Raw genomic sequence first — 16,876 nt, forward strand, 5'->3', positions numbered from 1 at the left:
GGTCGCCCCGATCTGCCATTTCCTAATCTGGTTTAACGAAAGGGAGAGGCCACCGATGGCGCACAAGTTTGAAATCTACAAAGACAACGCGGGCGAGTTTCGCGTGCGCTTCAAGTACAATTCGGAAGTGATGTTCTCGACGCAGGGCTATTCAAGCAAGGCGAGCGCGCAGAACGCGATTGATTCGATCAAGAAGAACGGCCCCGACGCCGAGGTCGAAGACAACAGCTGATTGCATTGCTCGTCATTGCGAGCCGCAGGCGAAGCAATCCATGGTCTGACGTTTCCGCGCGTGGCGCGGTTCGGCCATGGATTGCCGCGTCGCCTCCGGCTCCTCGCAATGACGAAGCGGGCCTAATGCTTGAACGCTGACCCCGGATCGGCCTGCCGCGCCGCCTCCGCGCTCGCCAGCGCGTCGCAGCGCTCGTTTTCGGGGTGGCCGGAGTGGCCCTTCACCCATTCCCACGATACCTTGTGCGGGCGCGCCGCAGCTATCAGTTCGCGCCACAGATCCTCGTTGGCGACCGGCTTTTTCGCCGCATTCATCCAGCCGCGTTTCTGCCAGCCGAAGATCCACTGGGTCATCCCGTCGATGACATAGCGGCTGTCGGTGTGGACGGTGACGGTGCAGGGCTCCTTCAACGCAGTCAGCCCGCGCAGCACCGCGGTCATTTCCATGCGGTTGTTGGTGGTTTCGGGCTCGCCGCCGACCAGCTCCTTCTCGTGCCCGCCGCTGCGCAGGATCGCGGCCCAGCCTCCGGGGCCGGGATTGCCCTTGCACGCGCCGTCGGTGAAGATGTCGACCTGTCTCATGCCAGCCCCCTAGGGCGGCGAGGGGCTTTCAGGCAAGCAGGCCCGCGCCATGGTTGTGGTAGAACGCCCAGCGCGCCGCAAATTGCATCGGGTCCTTGCGGGTGACCAGCGCATCGTCGGGCGTGTCGAGCCAGTCCTCGGCACGGCTGGCGACAAACCGCAGGCACGCACCCTTGGCGACGTCAGCGAAGATTGCGCGCTCTTCGGGCGTAAGGCGGCGCACGGACTGGTAGCCCTCGGCCAGCGCTGCGCCGCAATCGGCGCGATAGGCATTGTCCCCGTCGAAACACCATGCGGCATGGGTCACCGCCAGATCGAGCACCATCGGTCCGGTGCAGGCGAAATAGAAATCGATCAGCCCCGTTACCCGATCGCCCAGCATCAGCACATTATCGGGAAACAGATCGGTGTGGGTCTGCGACGGCGGCAGCGCCGACAGGTCGAGCGCGGCGGCGGCGCGGGCATGATCCAGCATGGCGGGCAGAGCGGCATTGATGGTCGCCAGCCGCTCCGCCCCGCAAGCCTCCAGAATCGCGGCGCTCGCGGCGAAGTCCATCGCATTGGCGCGGATCCGCGGGAAATCCTGCGCGGCCAGATGCAGGTTCGCCAGCACCTCGCCCACGGCGCGCGCCTGTGCGGGCGTGGGGCGGGTGGGGGAGACGCCCGGCAGGAACTCGATCAGTGCCGCCGCCTTGCCCTCGACCATGCGGAAGGACGCGCCGTCGCGGTCGTGCATGGTGCGCGGCACGGGGCAAGCCTTGCCCGCCAGATGATCGAGCAGGTCGAGAAAATAGGGCAGATCGGCATAATCGATCCGCCGTTCGTAGAGCGTCAGGATGAAGCGGGTGCCACTTGTTCCGCTGCCGGTCGTCTCGATCAGCCAGTTGGAGTTGGACACGCCCTCGGCAATGCCCTTGGCCATGACCAGATCGCCCACGTCATATTGCGCGATCAGCCGGGCAAGGTCTTCCGCGCCCAGATGGGTATAGACCGCCACCGGTTGCCGCCTTCCGCCAGCCTATTCGGTCAGCTGACGGGGCAGCTTGAAGACCATCTTCTCTTCGGCGGCGGTGATCGTCTTTTCGCTGATCGGGCGATAGGCGGCGAGCGCATCGACCACTTCGCGCACCAGAATTTCAGGCGCTGAGGCCCCTGCGGTCAGGCCCAGCGTCTCGACCCCGTCGAGCCATGCAAAATCGATCTCGCTGGCGCGCTGGATCAGTTTGGACGGGGTGCCGAGCCGTTCGGCCACTTCCACCAGCCGCAGCGCATTGGAGGAATTGGGCGAGCCGATCACCAGCACCAGATCGCAATCCTGCGCCAGTTCCTTGACCGCCGCCTGACGGTTGGAAGTGGCGTAGCAGATGTCCTCGGCACGCGGGCCGGAGATGTTGGGGTAGCGCCATTCGAGCGCCTGAATCACCTCGCGGGTGTCGTCCACCGACAGCGTGGTCTGGGTGAGGTAGGACAGCGCCTCGTCGGAATCGAAGGGCAGCTTGTCCACATCCTCGATCGTCTCCACCAGTGTCATCTGGCCGGGCTCGACCTGGCCCATCGTGCCGATCACTTCGGGGTGGCCTTCGTGGCCGATGAAGATGATGTGGCGGCCTTTCTCGATCTGGCGTTCGGCCTGACGGTGGACCTTGCTGACCAGCGGGCAGGTGGCATCGACATACAGCAGCTTGCGGCGCTTGGCTTCGGCCGGAACCGCCTTTGGCACGCCGTGGGCGCTGAACACCACCGGCGCATCATCGGGCACTTCGTCCAGTTCCTCGACAAAGATCGCGCCCTGCGCCTTCAGCCCTTCGACCACATATTTGTTGTGGACGATTTCATGCCGGACATAGACCGGCGAGCCATAGCGTTCGAGCGCCTTCTCGACGATTTCGATCGCACGGTCGACTCCGGCGCAGAAACCGCGCGGCGCGGCGATCAGCAGGTTGAGGGGCGGACGAGTTGCCATATCGGCATCGGAGGCGGGAAAGGGCGCGTTCATGTCGCTACCCCTAGCGCTTTCCGCAGGTCCTCGCTAGGGCGCTCGGGATCGTAAATTCGAGGACGGCTTTCAATGATGCTGCGTGCACGCTCCCTTACCGCGCTTGGCCTCGTGGCTGCGCTGTCCGCCTGCTCGAACGAGGGCGAGCTGGTGATCGATCAGGGCGTGGGGATTGCCAGCGTGCTGACGCTGTGCCCTTCGGTCGGCATTCCCGACTATACCGGCGACGTCACGACCTTCCGCTCCGCCGATGACACGACTGTCGCCAGCCTTGATGTCAGCGCGGCGATGACCGACCTGCGCGCCACCTGCAACGACACCGCCGACAAGATCTATTCCGAGGCGAGCTTCACCGTGAACGCGCGCCGCACTGATACGCGCGGCGCGCGCTCGGTTGAATTGCCGTACTTCGTCACTGTGCTGCGCGGCGGCACCGCCGTGGTGTCCAAGCGCGTCGGCACCGTCACGCTGACTTTCGCCGACGGGCAGGAGCGCGCCAGCGCCACGGCCAAGGCGGGCGGCTTCATCAATCGCGCCGATGCGGCCCTGCCGGAAGATATCCGCCAGAAGATCACCAAGCGACGACGCGCGGGCGATGCCGAGGCAGCGCTCGATCCGCTCGCCGATCCCGAAGTGAAAGCGGCGATTGCCCGCACCCGCTTCGAAATGCTGGTCGGCTTCCAGCTGACCGAAGCCCAGCTGCGCTATAATGTAACGAGGTAAGGAACCTCCCCTCCTCTTCAGAGGAGGGGATCGAGGGGTGGTGGCGCGGTGCACAGCACCGCGCTCCCGTGGCTCGCTTCGCTCGCAACCACCCCCAACCCCCTCCTTTGAAAAAGAGGGGGCTTTAGGTGCCGTTCTTCCCTCGTCCCGGGCTTGACCCGGGACCCCGCTTCCTATCTTGCACGCGCGATACTCCGCGCCATACGCACGAGAAACCGATGACCCAACCCAAGACCCTTTACGCCGCTTACACCGCGCTGATCGAAACCGTGCTGACCGATCTGGTCGCAGATGGCGTGCTGCCTGCTGGCACCAGCTTCGCCAACGTCACGCTGGAGCCGCCGCGCGATGCGTCGCATGGTGATCTGGCCACCAACGCCGCGATGGTGCTGGCCAAGGGGGCGGGCATGAACCCGCGCGCGCTGGCCGAGGCGATCACCGCCAAGCTGGCTGCGTACCCCACCATCACCAGCGCCGAGATCGCCGGGCCGGGCTTCATCAACCTGCGCCTCGCTCCGCAGGCATGGCTTGATGAGCTCGCCGCGATCGCCGCTCTTGGCGCGGATTATGGCCGCTCGGCCATGGGCGGCGGCACCCGCGTCAATATCGAATATGTCTCGGCCAACCCCACCGGCCCGATGCACATGGGCCATTGCCGCGGCGCGGTGGTGGGCGATGCGCTTGGCAGCCTGCTCGAATTTGCCGGGCACAAGGTTATCCGCGAATACTACGTCAACGACGCGGGCGCGCAGGTCGATGTGCTCGCCCGCTCGGTGCACCTGCGGTATCTCGAGGCGCTTGGGCAGGAAATCACCATCCCCGAAGGTCTGTATCCGGGCGACTACCTCGTCGATATCGGCCAGAAACTCGCCGCCGAGTTTGGCGACCAATACGCCGCCGCGCCCGAGGGCGATTGGCTGATCCTGTTCCGCACCCGCGCTGTGGCAGCGATGATGGACATGATCCGCGACGATCTGGCGACCCTCGGCATCAAGCACGACCTGTTCTCGTCAGAGGCTGAACTGCAAGCCTCGGGCAAGGTCGATGCCGCCGAAGCCTGGCTGCGCGAACATGACCTTGTCTATGACGGCGTGCTCGAAGCGCCCAAGGGCAAGGCCCCGCCGGAAGATTGGGAGCAGGTAGCACTGCCGCTGTTCCGCTCGACCAAGTTCGGCGACGATCAGGATCGCCCGATCAAGAAGTCGAACGGCGCGTGGACCTATTTCGGCGCGGACCTCGCCTACCACTTCCAGAAGGCCCAGACCGCCGATGCGCTGGTGGATATCTGGGGCGCGGATCATGCAGGCACGGTGAAGCGGATCAAGGCCGCTGTCGCCGCGCTGACCAGTGCCGATGGCGCTACGCCCAAGCCCTTCGAGGTCAAGCTGGTCCAGATGGTGCAGCTGATGAAGGGCGGCCAGCCGTTCAAGATGTCCAAGCGGGCGGGCAATTTCGTGACGCTGGCGGACGTTGTCGACATGGTGGGCAAGGACGTGGTGCGCTTCACCATGCTGACCCGCAAGCCCGATGCGCAGATGGATTTCGACTTTGACAAGGTGGTCGAAGCGTCGAAGGACAATCCGGTCTTCTATGTGCAATACGCCCATGCCCGGATCCGTTCGACGCTGCGCAAGGCGGCGGAAGCGGGTGTCACGCCGTCGGACGCCGCGCTCGACCGGCTTGGAACCGAGGAGCTGGCGCTGGTCGCCCGCGCCGCGCAGTTCCCGCGCGAGATCGAGGCTGCAGCGCGTGCGCGCGAACCGCACCGGATCGCCTTCTACCTCTATGATCTGGCCGCCGACCTCCATTCCTACTGGAACCTCGGTAACGACCGCCCGGAAAAGCGCTTCATCGTGGAACAGGATGCAGAGCTGACCGCGGCAAGACTTTTCCTTGGGGCGGCAATCGGGCAAGTGATCAAGGGCGGTCTCGGCGTGCTTGGCGTCGAGGCTGTCGAGAGCATGTAATCGAGGCTATTCTGCTTCGCGGGGGTCACAAGAAGTCGCCATGATCGATGCCGAATACGAGGAACTGGACGAAGGCAACGGCGAGCTTGATCTCGCCGATACCGACAGTCTGCCCTGGCTCGAATCCGACGAGGAGGACGAGGAAGCGGGCGGGCTCGATACCGGGCAGATCATGCTGTTTGCCGCAGGGCTGGTGGCATTGCTCGGCGTCGTGGTTGGCGGCGTGTGGTGGGTCTCGAACCGCGCGGTGGGCGGCGAGGCTGTGGCCGATGGCAGCGTGATCGCTGCGCCCGCCGGGCCGATCAAGCAGCGCCCCGATGATCCGGGCGGCAAGGAATTCGCCGGAACGGGCAATGTCGCTCCCGTGGTGGGCGAGGGCGGTTCGCGTCCGGCGGTCGTCGCCGATGCGCCGATGCCGCCGCTCCCCGGCCCTGCGGCGACGCCCTCGGCCGCCGCGACCAAGCCGGTGCCTGCCACCTCGCCCAGCGCTGCCCCTGTGGCCGGCGTCGGCGTCCAGCTCGCCGCCTACGGCACCCGCGCCCGCGCCGAGCAGGGATGGACCGATGTGTCCCGCCGCACCGACGCGCTGACCGGGGTCAAGTACCGGGTGGTCGAAGGCAAGGTCGATATCGGCACGGTCTATCGCTTGCAGGCCGTGACCGGCAGCCGCGCCGAGGCCGACCGGCTGTGCGCCGCGCTGAAAGCTGACGGGGTCGACTGTCAGGTGAAGTAAGGGGCCTTCAGAGGCGCTTTTCCCCGCTCTTGACCCCCTCTTGCCCTTGCTAGACCCCCCGTTGAGTGCGAATTTGCGGGCATGATTCCGGCAATCTTCGGCCTTTCCGGCCCGCATCTGACAGCGGACGAACGCGCCTTCTTCCGCGAGGCTGATCCTGCGGGCTACATCCTGTTCGGGCGCAATTGCGTCGATCCCGAACAGCTGCGCGCCCTGACCGATGATCTTCGGAGCATCCACGGGCGCGACCGGCTGCTGGTCTCGATCGATCAGGAAGGCGGGCGCGTGGCGCGGCTCAGACCGCCGCATTGGGCAGGCTATCCGGCAGGCCAAGTCTTTGAGAAGCTTTACGATATCGCCCCCGCCAGCGCCATAGAGGCAGCGCGCGCCAACGCCACCGCAATGGCGCTGGAACTCTCCGCGATGGGCATCACGGTCGATTATCACCCCCCGCTCGATCTGAGGGTGCCGGGCGCGCATGACGTGATCGGCGACCGCGCCTTCGGCAGCGACCCGATGCAAGTCGCAGCGCTGGGCCGCGCGGTGCTCGAAGGGCTGGCCGCAGGCGGCGTGGCGGGGTGCATCAAGCATATGCCCGGGCACGGCAGAACCGATGTCGACACCCACAAGGCGCTTCCCACCGTCACCGCCAGCGCGGCTGAGCTTGAGGATGACCTTGCGCCGTTCCGCACGCTGAATCATGCACTTATCGGCATGACCGGCCACCTCGTCTTCACCGCTTGGGATGCCGAGAACCCCGCGACGCTCTCCGCCACCGTGATCCGCGACGTGATCCGCGGTCAGATCGGCTTCGATGGCCTGCTGCTCACCGATGATATCGATATGGAAGCGCTCGGCGGCACCATCCCCGAACGCGCCGCCCGCGCGCACGCAGCGGGTTGTGACATCATTCTGAATTGCTGGGCGAAAATGGACGACATGACGGGCATTTGCGATGTGCTCCCTGCCATGTCCGATGCCACCGCGGCGCGGCTTGACCGGGCGCTGGCAGGCACGCGGGTTGCGCCGTCGATCGCACCCGAGGCCGCAACCTTGCTGGCAAAGCGCGACGCCCTGCTGGCGCTCGCCGGAACTGCTGCATGATGGCCGACGATCAACCCTTCATGTTCCCGCCCGAAGCGGGGCGTCAGGATACCGACGCGCTCTATCTCGCGCTGGACGGGTGGGAAGGGCCGCTCGATCTGCTGCTTGATCTGGCGCGGCGGCAGAAGGTCGACCTGCGCCAGATTTCGATCCTCGCGCTGGTGGATCAATACCTCACCTATATCGAGCGTGCCGGTGCGATGAAGTTGGAGCTGGCCGCCGATTACCTCGTGATGGCGGCGTGGCTCGCCTACCTCAAATCGGCGATGCTGCTGCCCAAGGCCGAACAGGAAGATCCTTCGCCCGAAGAACTCGCGCTGCGCCTGCAACTGCGCCTGCAACGCCTCGGCGCGATGCGTGAGGCGGCGGCGCGGCTGATGGGGCGCGACCGGATCGGGCGCGATGTGTTCCTGCGCGGCGCGCCAGAAGGGCTGCGCACCGACCGCAAGACCGTGTGGCGCAGCGATCTGTTCAGCGTCATTCAGGCCTATGGGCAGGTGAAAGCGCGCACCGCGCCGCGCATCTATCACGTTGCCAATCGCCCGGTGATGACGCTCGACAGCGCGCTTGAGCGCGTCTCGGCGATGCTCGGCGTGACGCTGGAATGGATGGAGATCCGCGATTTTCTGCCGCCCCACGCCTCGCCGGAACTGAAGCGCTCGGCATTGGCCTCCAGCTTCGTCGCGGCGCTGGAACTGGCCAAGCGGGGCCGGGCGGAACTCGATCAGGAGGGTGCCTTCGCCCCCTTGCGCATCCGCCGCCTGAAGGATGCCGCCGCAGCATGAGCGAAGAGCCCGGCACCCTAGAACGCGCGGTGGAAGCGACGCTGTTCGCGGCCGAGGAACCGATGACTGTCGAGGCGCTGGCCGGGCATCTCGGCGGGCTTGCCCATGGCGACGTCCGCGAAGCACTGCGCCTGCTCGAAGCGCGGTACCGCGCGCGCGGCGTGCATCTGGTCGAGCGTGGCGGCCGCTGGCATTTCGAGACCGCGCCCGATCTGGCTCACCTGCTGCGCCGCGAGAAGGAGCAGGTGCGCCGCCTCAGCCGCGCCGCCACCGAAGTGCTCGCGATCATCGCCTATCACGAACCCGTCAGCCGCGCGGAGATCGAATCGATCCGCGGCGTGCAGACCAGCGCGGGGACGCTGGATGTGCTGATGGAGGCGGGCTGGGTGCGCCCCGCAGGCCGGCGTGAGGTGCCGGGCCGCCCGGTGATCTACGCGACCACGCCCGAATTTCTTGACCAGTTCGGCCTTGCCAGCCGCCGCGACCTGCCCGGCATCGACGAATTGCGCGCCGCAGGGCTGCTCGATCCGGTCGACGAGGCGCTGGAAGCATCGATGCGCTTCGATCCGGATGAAGATCCGGACAAGGAGCCTGACGAAAGTGATCTGCCGGACGACGAGAATCTGGCAGACTGACTCGCAATTCACGCAAGTCTGGCCTAAATGACGCACTAGCGAACGCCGGGGCCGCCCCCGGCCATGCGGCACACCTTGCCCCCCGCCGCAGTTCAGGAGTTGAGACCATGGGTTTTTCGTCGATTTGGCATTGGGTCATCGTTCTGCTGATCGTGCTGATCCTGTTCGGTCGCGGCCGCATTGCCGAGATGATGGGTGATTTCGGCAAGGGCATTTCGAGCTTCAAGAAGGGCCTGAGCGAAACCGAGGAGACCGCCGCCAAGGCCGCGCGGATCGATCCGCCGGCTCCTGCTCCGGGCGAAACTGCGGCTCCGGCTCCGGTCTCGGTCGACAAGACCGACAGCAGCGGCACCTGATCGCCCTCCACTGACCCGGCGGCGCAGGCGCACCCCATATGCTTGATGTCGGCATCGGAGAGTTGCTGGTCATCCTGATCGTCGCGGTGGTGGTGATCGGGCCCAAAGACCTGCCCCTTGCGATGCGCACGGCTGGCCGCTGGATCGGCAAGATGCGGCGTATGTCGGCACATTTCCGCAGCGGCATCGACACCATGGTGCGCGAGGCCGAGCTGGAGGAAATGGAAAAGAAGTGGAAGGCGCAGAACGAAGAAATCATGCGCCGTTCCGCCGCCTTGACCGAAGCCGAAGCTGGCGCGCCGGTGATGACGGGCCCGCCTCCCATCGATACGGCGCCGGTCGAGACGCCCACGCCCGTAGCAGCGCCAGTGGACGTAACCGCAGCCCCGGCGGTGTATACACCGCCTGTGGAAGCGGTGGCTGAGCCTCTGGCACAGGTGCCCGCACCAGACACGAGCCCCAAAGGCGTGAGCGATGTTTAAGGTCGACGATCTGGACGAAAGCCGCGCGCCGCTGCTCGACCACCTGATCGAACTGCGCACCCGCGTGATCCGCGCTTTGCTGGCGCTGGGCGTGGGTTTTGCGATCTGCCTCTATTTCGCCGACGAGATTCTCGGCATTCTGGTCCGGCCGCTCAAGGAAGCCTTCCCCGCAGGGCAGGGCCAGCTGATCTTTACCAAGCTGCCCGAAGTGTTCTTCGTCGAGTTGAAGGTCGCGCTGTTTGCGGGCTTCATGGTGAGCTTCCCGGTGATCGCCAACCAGCTGTGGGCCTTCGTTGCCCCGGGCCTCTATGCGCGCGAGAAGAAGGCGTTTCTGCCGTTCCTGTTCGCCACGCCGGTGTTGTTCACGGCGGGGGCATCGCTGGCCTATTTCGTGGTGATGCCCGTCGCCTTCACCTTCTTCCTCGGCTTCGGCGGGATGACGGGTGGACTCGACGTGCAGGCGCTGCCGAGTGCGGGCGATTATCTCAGCCTCGTCATGCAGTTCATCCTCGCCTTCGGGCTGACCTTCCTTTTGCCGGTGCTGCTGTTGCTGCTGCACCGTGCAGGCATCGTCAGCCGCGATCAGATGGTGGCGGCGCGGCGTTATGTGATCGTCGGCATTTTCATCATCGCCGCGATCGTGACACCGCCCGATCCGGGCTCGCAGATCGTGCTGGCAGTGCCGCTGTGGCTCTTGTTCGAAGCATCGCTGCTGCTGATGCGCTTCCAGGAAAAGGCCGTGCTGGCCGACAAGGCCGCGCGCGAGGCGGAACTCGCGGCCGAGAAGGCGGCGGCGGAGTAGTTACTCCCCGCGCACCTTCACCCCGCCGACCCATACCTGAAGCACCTTCGTTTCCCGCAGCGCCTCGGGCGAGGCGAACAGCGGGTCGCGGTCCACGAACAGGAAATCAGCGCGCTCGCCCGGGATCAGGCGGCCGAAGCGCCCCTCGGCAAATCCGGCATAGGCGGCATCGGCGGTGAATCCGGCGAGCGCCGTTTCGCGGCTGACGGTTTCTTCGGGGAACCACCCGCCGAAGGGCTCACCCTTGGCATCGGTGCGGCTGATTGCGGCCGCCATGCCGGCCCAGGGGTCAGCAGGCTCCACCGGAGCATCCGAGCCGAACGCCAGCCGTCCTCCGACCTTGAGCACAGAGCGCCAAGGATAGGCGCCGTCCAGCCGGTCCGGACCGAGCCGCACTTCGGCCATCAGCCGGTCGGAGGTCTGGTGGAGCGGCTGCATCGAGGCGATCACCCCGTGCTGGCCCAAGCGCGACAGATCGACCGGATCGACGATCTGCGTGTGCTCGATCCGCCAGCGACGGTCGCCCTTGTAGCTTTCCGAAAGCTCCTCGATCGCGCCCAGCACCTCGGCATTGGCGGCATCGCCGATGGCGTGAACGGCGGTCTGGAAATCGTCCATCGCCGCGCGGCTCATCAGGTTGCGCAGCTGGGTGGGCGAGAGTAGCGGCAGGCCGCGCGTGCCGTGATCGTCGGCATAGGGCTCCTTGAGACTTGCCCCGCGCGATCCTAGCGCACCATCCAGGAACAGCTTGATCCCGCCCATGCGCAGCTTGTCGTCATAAAGCCATGCGGTCGGCTGCGGTCCGGCCATCAGCTCCAGCGTCTCGATGCTGTCGGCATAGGACATGATGCGGATTTGCAGCCGCCCTTCGTCGCCCGCGCGGCGGAAGGTCGTCCAGTCGGCAGGCTTGGTGCCCATATCGGCAACGGCGGTGACGCCCTTGGCCAGCAGCACCTCCTGCGCAGCGGCGAAGGCCAGATCGCGGTCTTCCGGGCGCGGGGCGGGGACCACTGCGCCAACCAGCGGCACCGCCTTGTCGACGAACACGCCCGCCGGATTGCCCTTGGCATCGCGGATGATCTTGCCACCGGCGGGATCGGGTGTCTTGGCGGTGATCCCGGCGGTCTGCATGGCGAGGCTGTTCGCCCAGTTGGCGTGATTATCCGCGCGTTCGAGCCACACCGGGCGGTCGGAGACCACCGCGTCCAACTCGGCAGCAGTGGGGAAGCGGCCGAGGCCCCACTTCTCCTGGTTCCAGCCGCGCCCGATGATCCACGGGCGGCCGGGATTGGCTTCGGCAAAGGCCTTGATCTTCGCTAGCGCGTCTTCGAGCGAGGTGGTCTGCGACAGGTCGAGCGTCAGTGCGGCAAAGCCGATGTCCATCACGTGGACATGCGCGTCGATCATGCCCGGCACCATCACGCGCCCCTCGCCATCGAGGCGGTAATCGACCTGCGGGCGCTTGTCCCCGCGCGCCAGAACCTCGGTCACCTTGCCGTCCTCGTCGAAGACGATGCCGTTGAAACGCTTCACCTTGCCCTCGGCATCGATGGTGATGCCATCGACATTGTCCACCAGCGTGTCCGCCCAGGCAGGCGCGGCAAGTGCGAGGGCGGTGACGGCGGCCAAAGCGGCAGAGACGGTGCGCAGCATGGGTGTCCTTGAGGCAAGGGAAAGCGTTGAGCCGCGGTGCCTATCGCGTTGCTGCGCGCTTGCCAACTTTCACCCGCACAGGAAATCCTTTCCTGAAATCGGCGCGTCGCTGATTGCCCTCGGCTCGCCAAGCCTCTAATCGCCCTGGCATCATGTCGACACAGCTTGCCTCATCGAACCCCAAGGGCGCCGCCGCCACTCCGGCCGACCTTACCATCGAAGACGTCCGCGCCGCTGCCGCGCGGATTGCGGGCGCGGTGGTCAACACGCCGATGATGCACTCGATCACCCTGTCGGAGATTACCGGCGCGGATATCTGGCTGAAGTTCGAAAACCTCCAGTTCACCGCCGCCTACAAGGAACGCGGCGCGCTGAACGCGTTGCTGCTGTTGACGCAGGAGCAGCGCAATCGGGGCGTGATCGCCGCCTCGGCAGGCAACCACTCGCAGGGTCTGTCCTATCACGGCACCCGGCTGGGCGTGCCGGTCACCATCGTCATGCCGCGCACCACTCCGACGGTGAAGGTGATGCAGACCGAGAGCGTTGGCGGCAAGGTGGTGCTGGAAGGCGAGACCTTCGACGAAGCCTATGCCCACGCAAGGAAGCTCGAAGGCGAGCTTGGCCTGACCTTCGTCCACCCGTTTGATGATCCGCACGTGGCCGCAGGCGCGGGCACGGTGGCGCTGGAAATGCTGACGGTGAAGCCTGATCTCGATTGCATCGTCACGCCGATTGGCGGGGGCGGGCTGATTTCGGGCATGGCGACCGTCGCCAAGGCGCTCAATCCCGATATCGAGGTGGTGGGCGTGCAGGCTGGCCTGTTCCCCAGCATGTTCGACCGCATAAAGGGCGCAAACCTTCCCTGCGGCGGCGATACGCTGGCTGAAGGCATCGCGGTCAAGGTGCCGGGTGATTTCACCTCCAAGGTAATTGCCGAGAAGGTCGACGACATTCTGCTGGTTGATGAGCCCGCGCTTGAGAAGGCGGTCGCGCTGCTGCTCCAGATCGAAAAGACCGTGGTTGAAGGCGCGGGCGCGGCGGGCCTCGCTGCTGTGCTGCGCAACCCCGCGCGGTTCGCAGGCAAGACCATCGGCCTTGCACTGTGCGGCGGGAATATCGACACGCGGCTGCTCGCCAACGTGCTGCTGCGCGATCTGGCGCGGCAGGGCCGTCTCGCGCGGCTGCGCATCACGCTTCAGGATCGCCCCGGCGCGCTGTTCCGGGTGATGCGCCTGTTTGACGAGCACAACGTCAACATCATCGAGATCTACCACCAGCGCATCTTCACCACGCTGCCGGCCAAGGGCCTGATCACCGATATCGAATGCGAGGCCCGCGATGCCGAGCAGGTCGACCGGCTGGTCGAAGGGCTGCGAGCAAATGGCTATTCGGTGCAGCTGGTCGAACTCGGCTAAACAAGCGGACAGTTTCCACGCGCGCGCACCGGGCTTTCCCCCCGGTTTGCGCCGCTTTGGCTGACGTTTGCGGCAGATTGCGAAGGTCTGCGCATATTTCGCGACATTTTCATGGTTAAGGGACTTTTACCGGAGCGAGGGTGCGGGCATAAGATTTTCTTAACACTTTCCGCATCCGCGATTCAGCGCTCAAAGGACAGGCCCCACCCGTGACGGCTCCGATCCGCTTCCCCCGCTTCTTCGTCACGAGCCCCGCGCCGTGTCCCTATCTGCCGGGCCGCAGCGAGCGCAAGGTTTTCACCGAGCTGAAGGGCGCCCATGCAGACCAGCTTAACGAAGCGCTGGGGCGCATCGGCTTCCGCCGCAGCCAGACGGTCGCCTATCGCCCGTCCTGCCTCGATTGTCAGGCCTGCGTTTCGGTGCGCGTTCTCGCCGGAGAGTTCCAGCCCTCGGCCACGCAGAAGCGTGATCTGAAGCGGAACAGCGATCTGATCGTCACCGAATGCCGCCCCTGGGCCACCGATGAACAGTTTGAATTGCTCGCCCGCTATCTCGGCCAGCGCCACCCTGATGGCGGCATGTCGGCGATGGACGAACTCGATTATGCCGACATGATCGAACACACGCCGGTCAACAGCGTCGTCACCGAATATCGCGAGCCGGGGCCGAACGGAAAGCCCGGCCGTCTGATCGGCGCCTGCCTGACCGACCGGCAGGGCGATGGCCTGTCGATGATCTATTCCTTCTACGAACCCGATCACCCGACCCGCGCCGGTTTGGGCAACTTTATTATCCTCGATCATATCCGCCGCGCCGCGGCTGAGGCATTGCCTTACGTCTATCTGGGTTACTGGGTCGAAGGCAGTCCGCGCATGCAATACAAGGTTCGCTATCGCCCGCTTGAGCGGCTGACGCGGGAAGGCTGGCAGCTCATGGAGGCTGACCAGCAGCACCAGTTGATCGCTGCGGCCACCGCGCCGCGCCGTGGGCAGGATGCGGAGCTTGCCGAAATGGGAACGGGCGCGCGGGGCAAGGATGGCCAGCCTGTCAAGTTCCCCGCCAGCTGAGGCTTCGGCACGGCGATCCACGCTCGGTCTCGCTATTGTTGCAGGATTGGGTCCGGCGTCGCTGGCGTTGAGCGCTGTTCCCGCGGCTGCGGCCGTGCAACAGGCCGCGCCGGAAGAAGCCGCGCGTCCTGACGCCAACCTCCAGGCCCGTGACGACAGCGAACCGCTCATCATCCAGACTCCGGCCGAGCCCGAACCGGTACCCGAATCGCTCGACCTTCTGATCCCCGAAGATGCCGTAACCAATCCCGATGTCTGGGCGGCTGCCGGGGTTGCTGACCCATCGGCCGTGGTGGTGGTGCCTGACAACCCGCTGGCTGATGCGTCCGATCCCTTTACCGATGACGCCCTGACGGCGCTTGCTTCCCCGGCAGACCCGGACGCGCTGCCGGCGATCGACGGCACCTTTGCCGATTTCGCACTGGAAGAGCCCGAGCCGCTGCCATCCGATCCCGCGCTTGAGGAACTCGCCAGCATCGCGGCCCCGGTTCTGGCCGAGCTTCCCGAACTCACGGAAACGCGGGTCAGCAGCACGCTCGTGCTGGCGCTGCCCGCCGCCGAGGAGGCCTTCCCCGAACGTGAGGAATTCGCGCAGCGCTTCAAGGACCTGTCGACCTTGCGCGCGCTGGATGATGGCGTGGAATCCGCGCCGCAAGTCGCAGCCCGCGCCCGCGCCGATGAGGAACTGCTCGGCGATATCCTGCGCACCTATGGCTATTACGATGGCGAGGCGGTGCGCCAGCTTTCAGGCGGTCGCCGCGCGGGAAGCGCCGACGAAGCGGGCAGCGATGACGCCGCCGAAGCCGCCGCGCGTGAACCCAGCGTGCGGTTCGATATCCTTCCGGGGCCGCGTTACCGCTTCGGGCGGATCGATCTCGGCGCGCTTCCGGCCTTGCCCGAGCCTGATGCGAGCCGCTTGCTGGCGGCCTTCGGGATCAAGCCGGGCGACCCGCTCTATGCAGACCGCATCGTCGAACGTGAGCTCGAACTGCGCGTGGCCCTGGGCGAAACCGGCTATCCCTTTGCCGAGGTGGCCGAACCCGAGTTGCTGATCGACCACGCCCGGATCGAAGGCGACCTGACGCTGGATGTCCAGCCCAAGGGTAAATATGTGTTCGGTCCGGTGGTCAGCGGCGATCCGCGCTTCCTGTCCGGCCGCCACCTGTCGCGCATTGCCCGCTTCGATGATGGCGACGTGTTCCAGCAGAGCCTCGAAACCGACCTGCGCCGCGCGATCATCGCCACGGGGCTCGTCTCCAGCGTGACCGTTACCCCGCGCGAAACCCGCGCGCCGCAGGATGGCCAGCCGGGCGAGGTTGCACTGGACGTCGATTTCGAACGCGCGCCGGTGCGCACCATCGCAGGCGCGATCGGTTACGGGACCGAGGACGGGCTGAAGGTCGAGGGGCGCTGGGAACACCGCAACCTCTTCCCGCCTGAAGGCGCGCTGCGGCTGCGCGGCATCCTGGGCACGCGCGAGGCGCTCGCCAGCGTGGGCGTGCGCCGCAACAATTTCCGCGGGCGCGATCAGGTGCTCTCGGTCGATCTGTTTGCCAGCGACATCACCACGCAGGCGGTGGACTCCCGAGGGTTCGGCCTGCGCGGCACCTTCGAAAAGGTGTCGAACTTCCTGTTCCAGAAACCGCTCAGCTGGCAGCTTGGCGGCGAGCTGCTCTACACCGATGAACGCAACCGCGATGTGCGGATCGCGCCAGGTGCGCCGGTGCCGCGCCAGACCTATCTGATCGGCGGGCTGTTCGGCAGCGTGACACTGGATGGTAGCGACGATCTGCTCGACCCGACCGAAGGCTACCGCGCCACCCTGTTCCTCGCGCCCGAGGCATCGCGTTCGGACGGGTCGGAAAGCTTCTATCTGCGCGCGCAGGGGGATGCGAGTTACTACCAGTCCTTCGGCGACATCGTGATGGCGGGCCGTGTGCGCGCGGCAACGATCCAGGGCGCCGGGATCGAGGACATCGCACCTTCGCGCAGGCTTTACGGCGGAGGCGGTGCCTCGGTGCGTGGCTATGGCTTCCAGGGTGTCGGCCCGCGCGATGAGGAGGGTAACCCTACCGGCGGCGCCTCGCTGGTCGAATTCGCGCTGGAAGCCCGCATTCCCACCCCGCTGTTCAGCGGCGCTATCGAGGTGGTGCCCTTCATCGACGGCGGATCGGTGGCACGCGGATCGACGCCCGATTTCGACGAAATCCGCTTCGGCGCAGGCATCGGCATCCGTTACAAGACCACCTTCGGCCCGATCCGCGTGGACGTTGCCGCGCCGCTCAATCCGACTGAATTCGATAGCCCGGTGGTGGTCTATGTAAGCCTCGGGCAGGCGTTCTGAT

Annotated in this window: 17 protein-coding genes; 13 read left to right on the forward strand and 4 right to left on the reverse strand. The window is 65.9% G+C overall.

Annotation, left to right across the window (positions count from 1 at the left end):
- The first annotated feature begins 55 nt into the window (after positions 1-55).
- Positions 56-232, forward strand: a complete 177-nt coding sequence (locus tag KVF90_RS07885) for a YegP family protein (protein ID WP_081095341.1) — start codon at positions 56-58, stop codon at positions 230-232.
- A gap of 122 nt (positions 233-354) precedes the next feature.
- On the opposite strand, the gene rnhA is transcribed toward KVF90_RS07885, so the two are convergent.
- From rnhA to ispH, 3 genes are read right to left on the reverse strand one after another with little or no spacing between them, the layout of a single operon-like run.
- Positions 355-813, reverse strand: coding sequence for a ribonuclease HI (gene rnhA / locus KVF90_RS07890; protein ID WP_264394298.1), 459 nt, complete (start codon positions 811-813; stop codon positions 355-357).
- Between the two features lie 28 nt (positions 814-841).
- Entirely contained in the window at positions 842-1,810 is a 969-nt protein-coding gene (locus KVF90_RS07895; protein ID WP_264394299.1) for a homoserine kinase, read from the reverse strand.
- A gap of 21 nt (positions 1,811-1,831) precedes the next feature.
- Positions 1,832-2,809: a 4-hydroxy-3-methylbut-2-enyl diphosphate reductase gene (ispH, locus tag KVF90_RS07900; protein ID WP_264394300.1), complete on the reverse strand. Its 978-nt coding sequence runs from the start codon at positions 2,807-2,809 to the stop codon at positions 1,832-1,834.
- Between the two features lie 72 nt (positions 2,810-2,881).
- Between ispH and KVF90_RS07905 the strand changes: the two genes are divergently transcribed.
- The 9 genes from KVF90_RS07905 (at position 2,882) to tatC (ending at position 10,396) form a co-directional block, all read left to right on the forward strand.
- Positions 2,882-3,532 (forward strand): hypothetical protein, encoded by a 651-nt coding sequence (locus KVF90_RS07905; protein ID WP_264394301.1) that lies wholly within the window; start codon positions 2,882-2,884, stop codon positions 3,530-3,532.
- A gap of 218 nt (positions 3,533-3,750) precedes the next feature.
- Positions 3,751-5,499, forward strand: a complete 1,749-nt coding sequence (gene argS, locus KVF90_RS07910; RefSeq protein WP_264394302.1) for an arginine--tRNA ligase — start codon at positions 3,751-3,753, stop codon at positions 5,497-5,499.
- Positions 5,500-5,539: 40 nt separating this feature from the next.
- Complete coding sequence (locus KVF90_RS07915) at positions 5,540-6,232, forward strand: SPOR domain-containing protein (protein ID WP_264394303.1); 693 nt, start codon at positions 5,540-5,542, stop codon at positions 6,230-6,232.
- A gap of 81 nt (positions 6,233-6,313) precedes the next feature.
- Complete coding sequence (nagZ, locus tag KVF90_RS07920) at positions 6,314-7,336, forward strand: beta-N-acetylhexosaminidase (protein ID WP_264394304.1); 1,023 nt, start codon at positions 6,314-6,316, stop codon at positions 7,334-7,336.
- Entirely contained in the window at positions 7,333-8,121 is a 789-nt protein-coding gene (locus tag KVF90_RS07925) for a segregation and condensation protein A (RefSeq protein WP_264394305.1), read from the forward strand. Before nagZ ends, KVF90_RS07925 begins: the two co-directional genes overlap by 4 nt.
- Positions 8,118-8,756, forward strand: a complete 639-nt coding sequence (gene scpB / locus KVF90_RS07930) for an SMC-Scp complex subunit ScpB (protein ID WP_264394306.1) — start codon at positions 8,118-8,120, stop codon at positions 8,754-8,756. The genes KVF90_RS07925 and scpB overlap by 4 nt, the downstream gene beginning before the upstream one ends.
- Positions 8,757-8,863: 107 nt before the next feature.
- Positions 8,864-9,112, forward strand: coding sequence for a twin-arginine translocase TatA/TatE family subunit (locus tag KVF90_RS07935; protein WP_264394307.1), 249 nt, complete (start codon positions 8,864-8,866; stop codon positions 9,110-9,112).
- A gap of 38 nt (positions 9,113-9,150) precedes the next feature.
- Positions 9,151-9,594: a Sec-independent protein translocase protein TatB gene (tatB, locus tag KVF90_RS07940; RefSeq protein ID WP_264394308.1), complete on the forward strand. Its 444-nt coding sequence runs from the start codon at positions 9,151-9,153 to the stop codon at positions 9,592-9,594.
- A complete protein-coding gene (gene tatC / locus KVF90_RS07945; RefSeq protein WP_264394309.1) occupies positions 9,587-10,396 on the forward strand; it encodes a twin-arginine translocase subunit TatC in 810 nt (269 codons plus the stop codon). Before tatB ends, tatC begins: the two co-directional genes overlap by 8 nt.
- Here the strand turns inward: tatC and KVF90_RS07950 are convergent, their stop codons facing one another.
- Positions 10,397-12,049, reverse strand: a complete 1,653-nt coding sequence (locus tag KVF90_RS07950) for an amidohydrolase (RefSeq protein WP_264394310.1) — start codon at positions 12,047-12,049, stop codon at positions 10,397-10,399.
- A 152-nt stretch (positions 12,050-12,201) separates the two neighbouring features.
- On the opposite strand from KVF90_RS07950, the gene KVF90_RS07955 reads away from it, so the two are divergent.
- The 3 genes from KVF90_RS07955 to KVF90_RS07965 all read left to right on the forward strand — a co-directional run bounded on the left by KVF90_RS07955 (position 12,202) and on the right by KVF90_RS07965 (position 16,875).
- The gene (locus KVF90_RS07955; RefSeq protein ID WP_264394311.1) at positions 12,202-13,464 is read left to right on the forward strand and encodes a threonine ammonia-lyase; all 1,263 of its coding nucleotides are present in this window, start codon (positions 12,202-12,204) and stop codon (positions 13,462-13,464) included.
- Positions 13,465-13,673: 209 nt separating this feature from the next.
- A complete protein-coding gene (locus KVF90_RS07960) occupies positions 13,674-14,531 on the forward strand; it encodes an arginyltransferase (protein ID WP_264394312.1) in 858 nt (285 codons plus the stop codon).
- A gap of 67 nt (positions 14,532-14,598) precedes the next feature.
- Positions 14,599-16,875, forward strand: coding sequence for a BamA/TamA family outer membrane protein (locus KVF90_RS07965; protein ID WP_264394313.1), 2,277 nt, complete (start codon positions 14,599-14,601; stop codon positions 16,873-16,875).
- Position 16,876 lies beyond the last annotated feature (1 nt).

The sequence above is a fragment of the Porphyrobacter sp. ULC335 genome (assembly GCF_025917005.1).
Lineage (GTDB): Bacteria > Pseudomonadota > Alphaproteobacteria > Sphingomonadales > Sphingomonadaceae > Erythrobacter.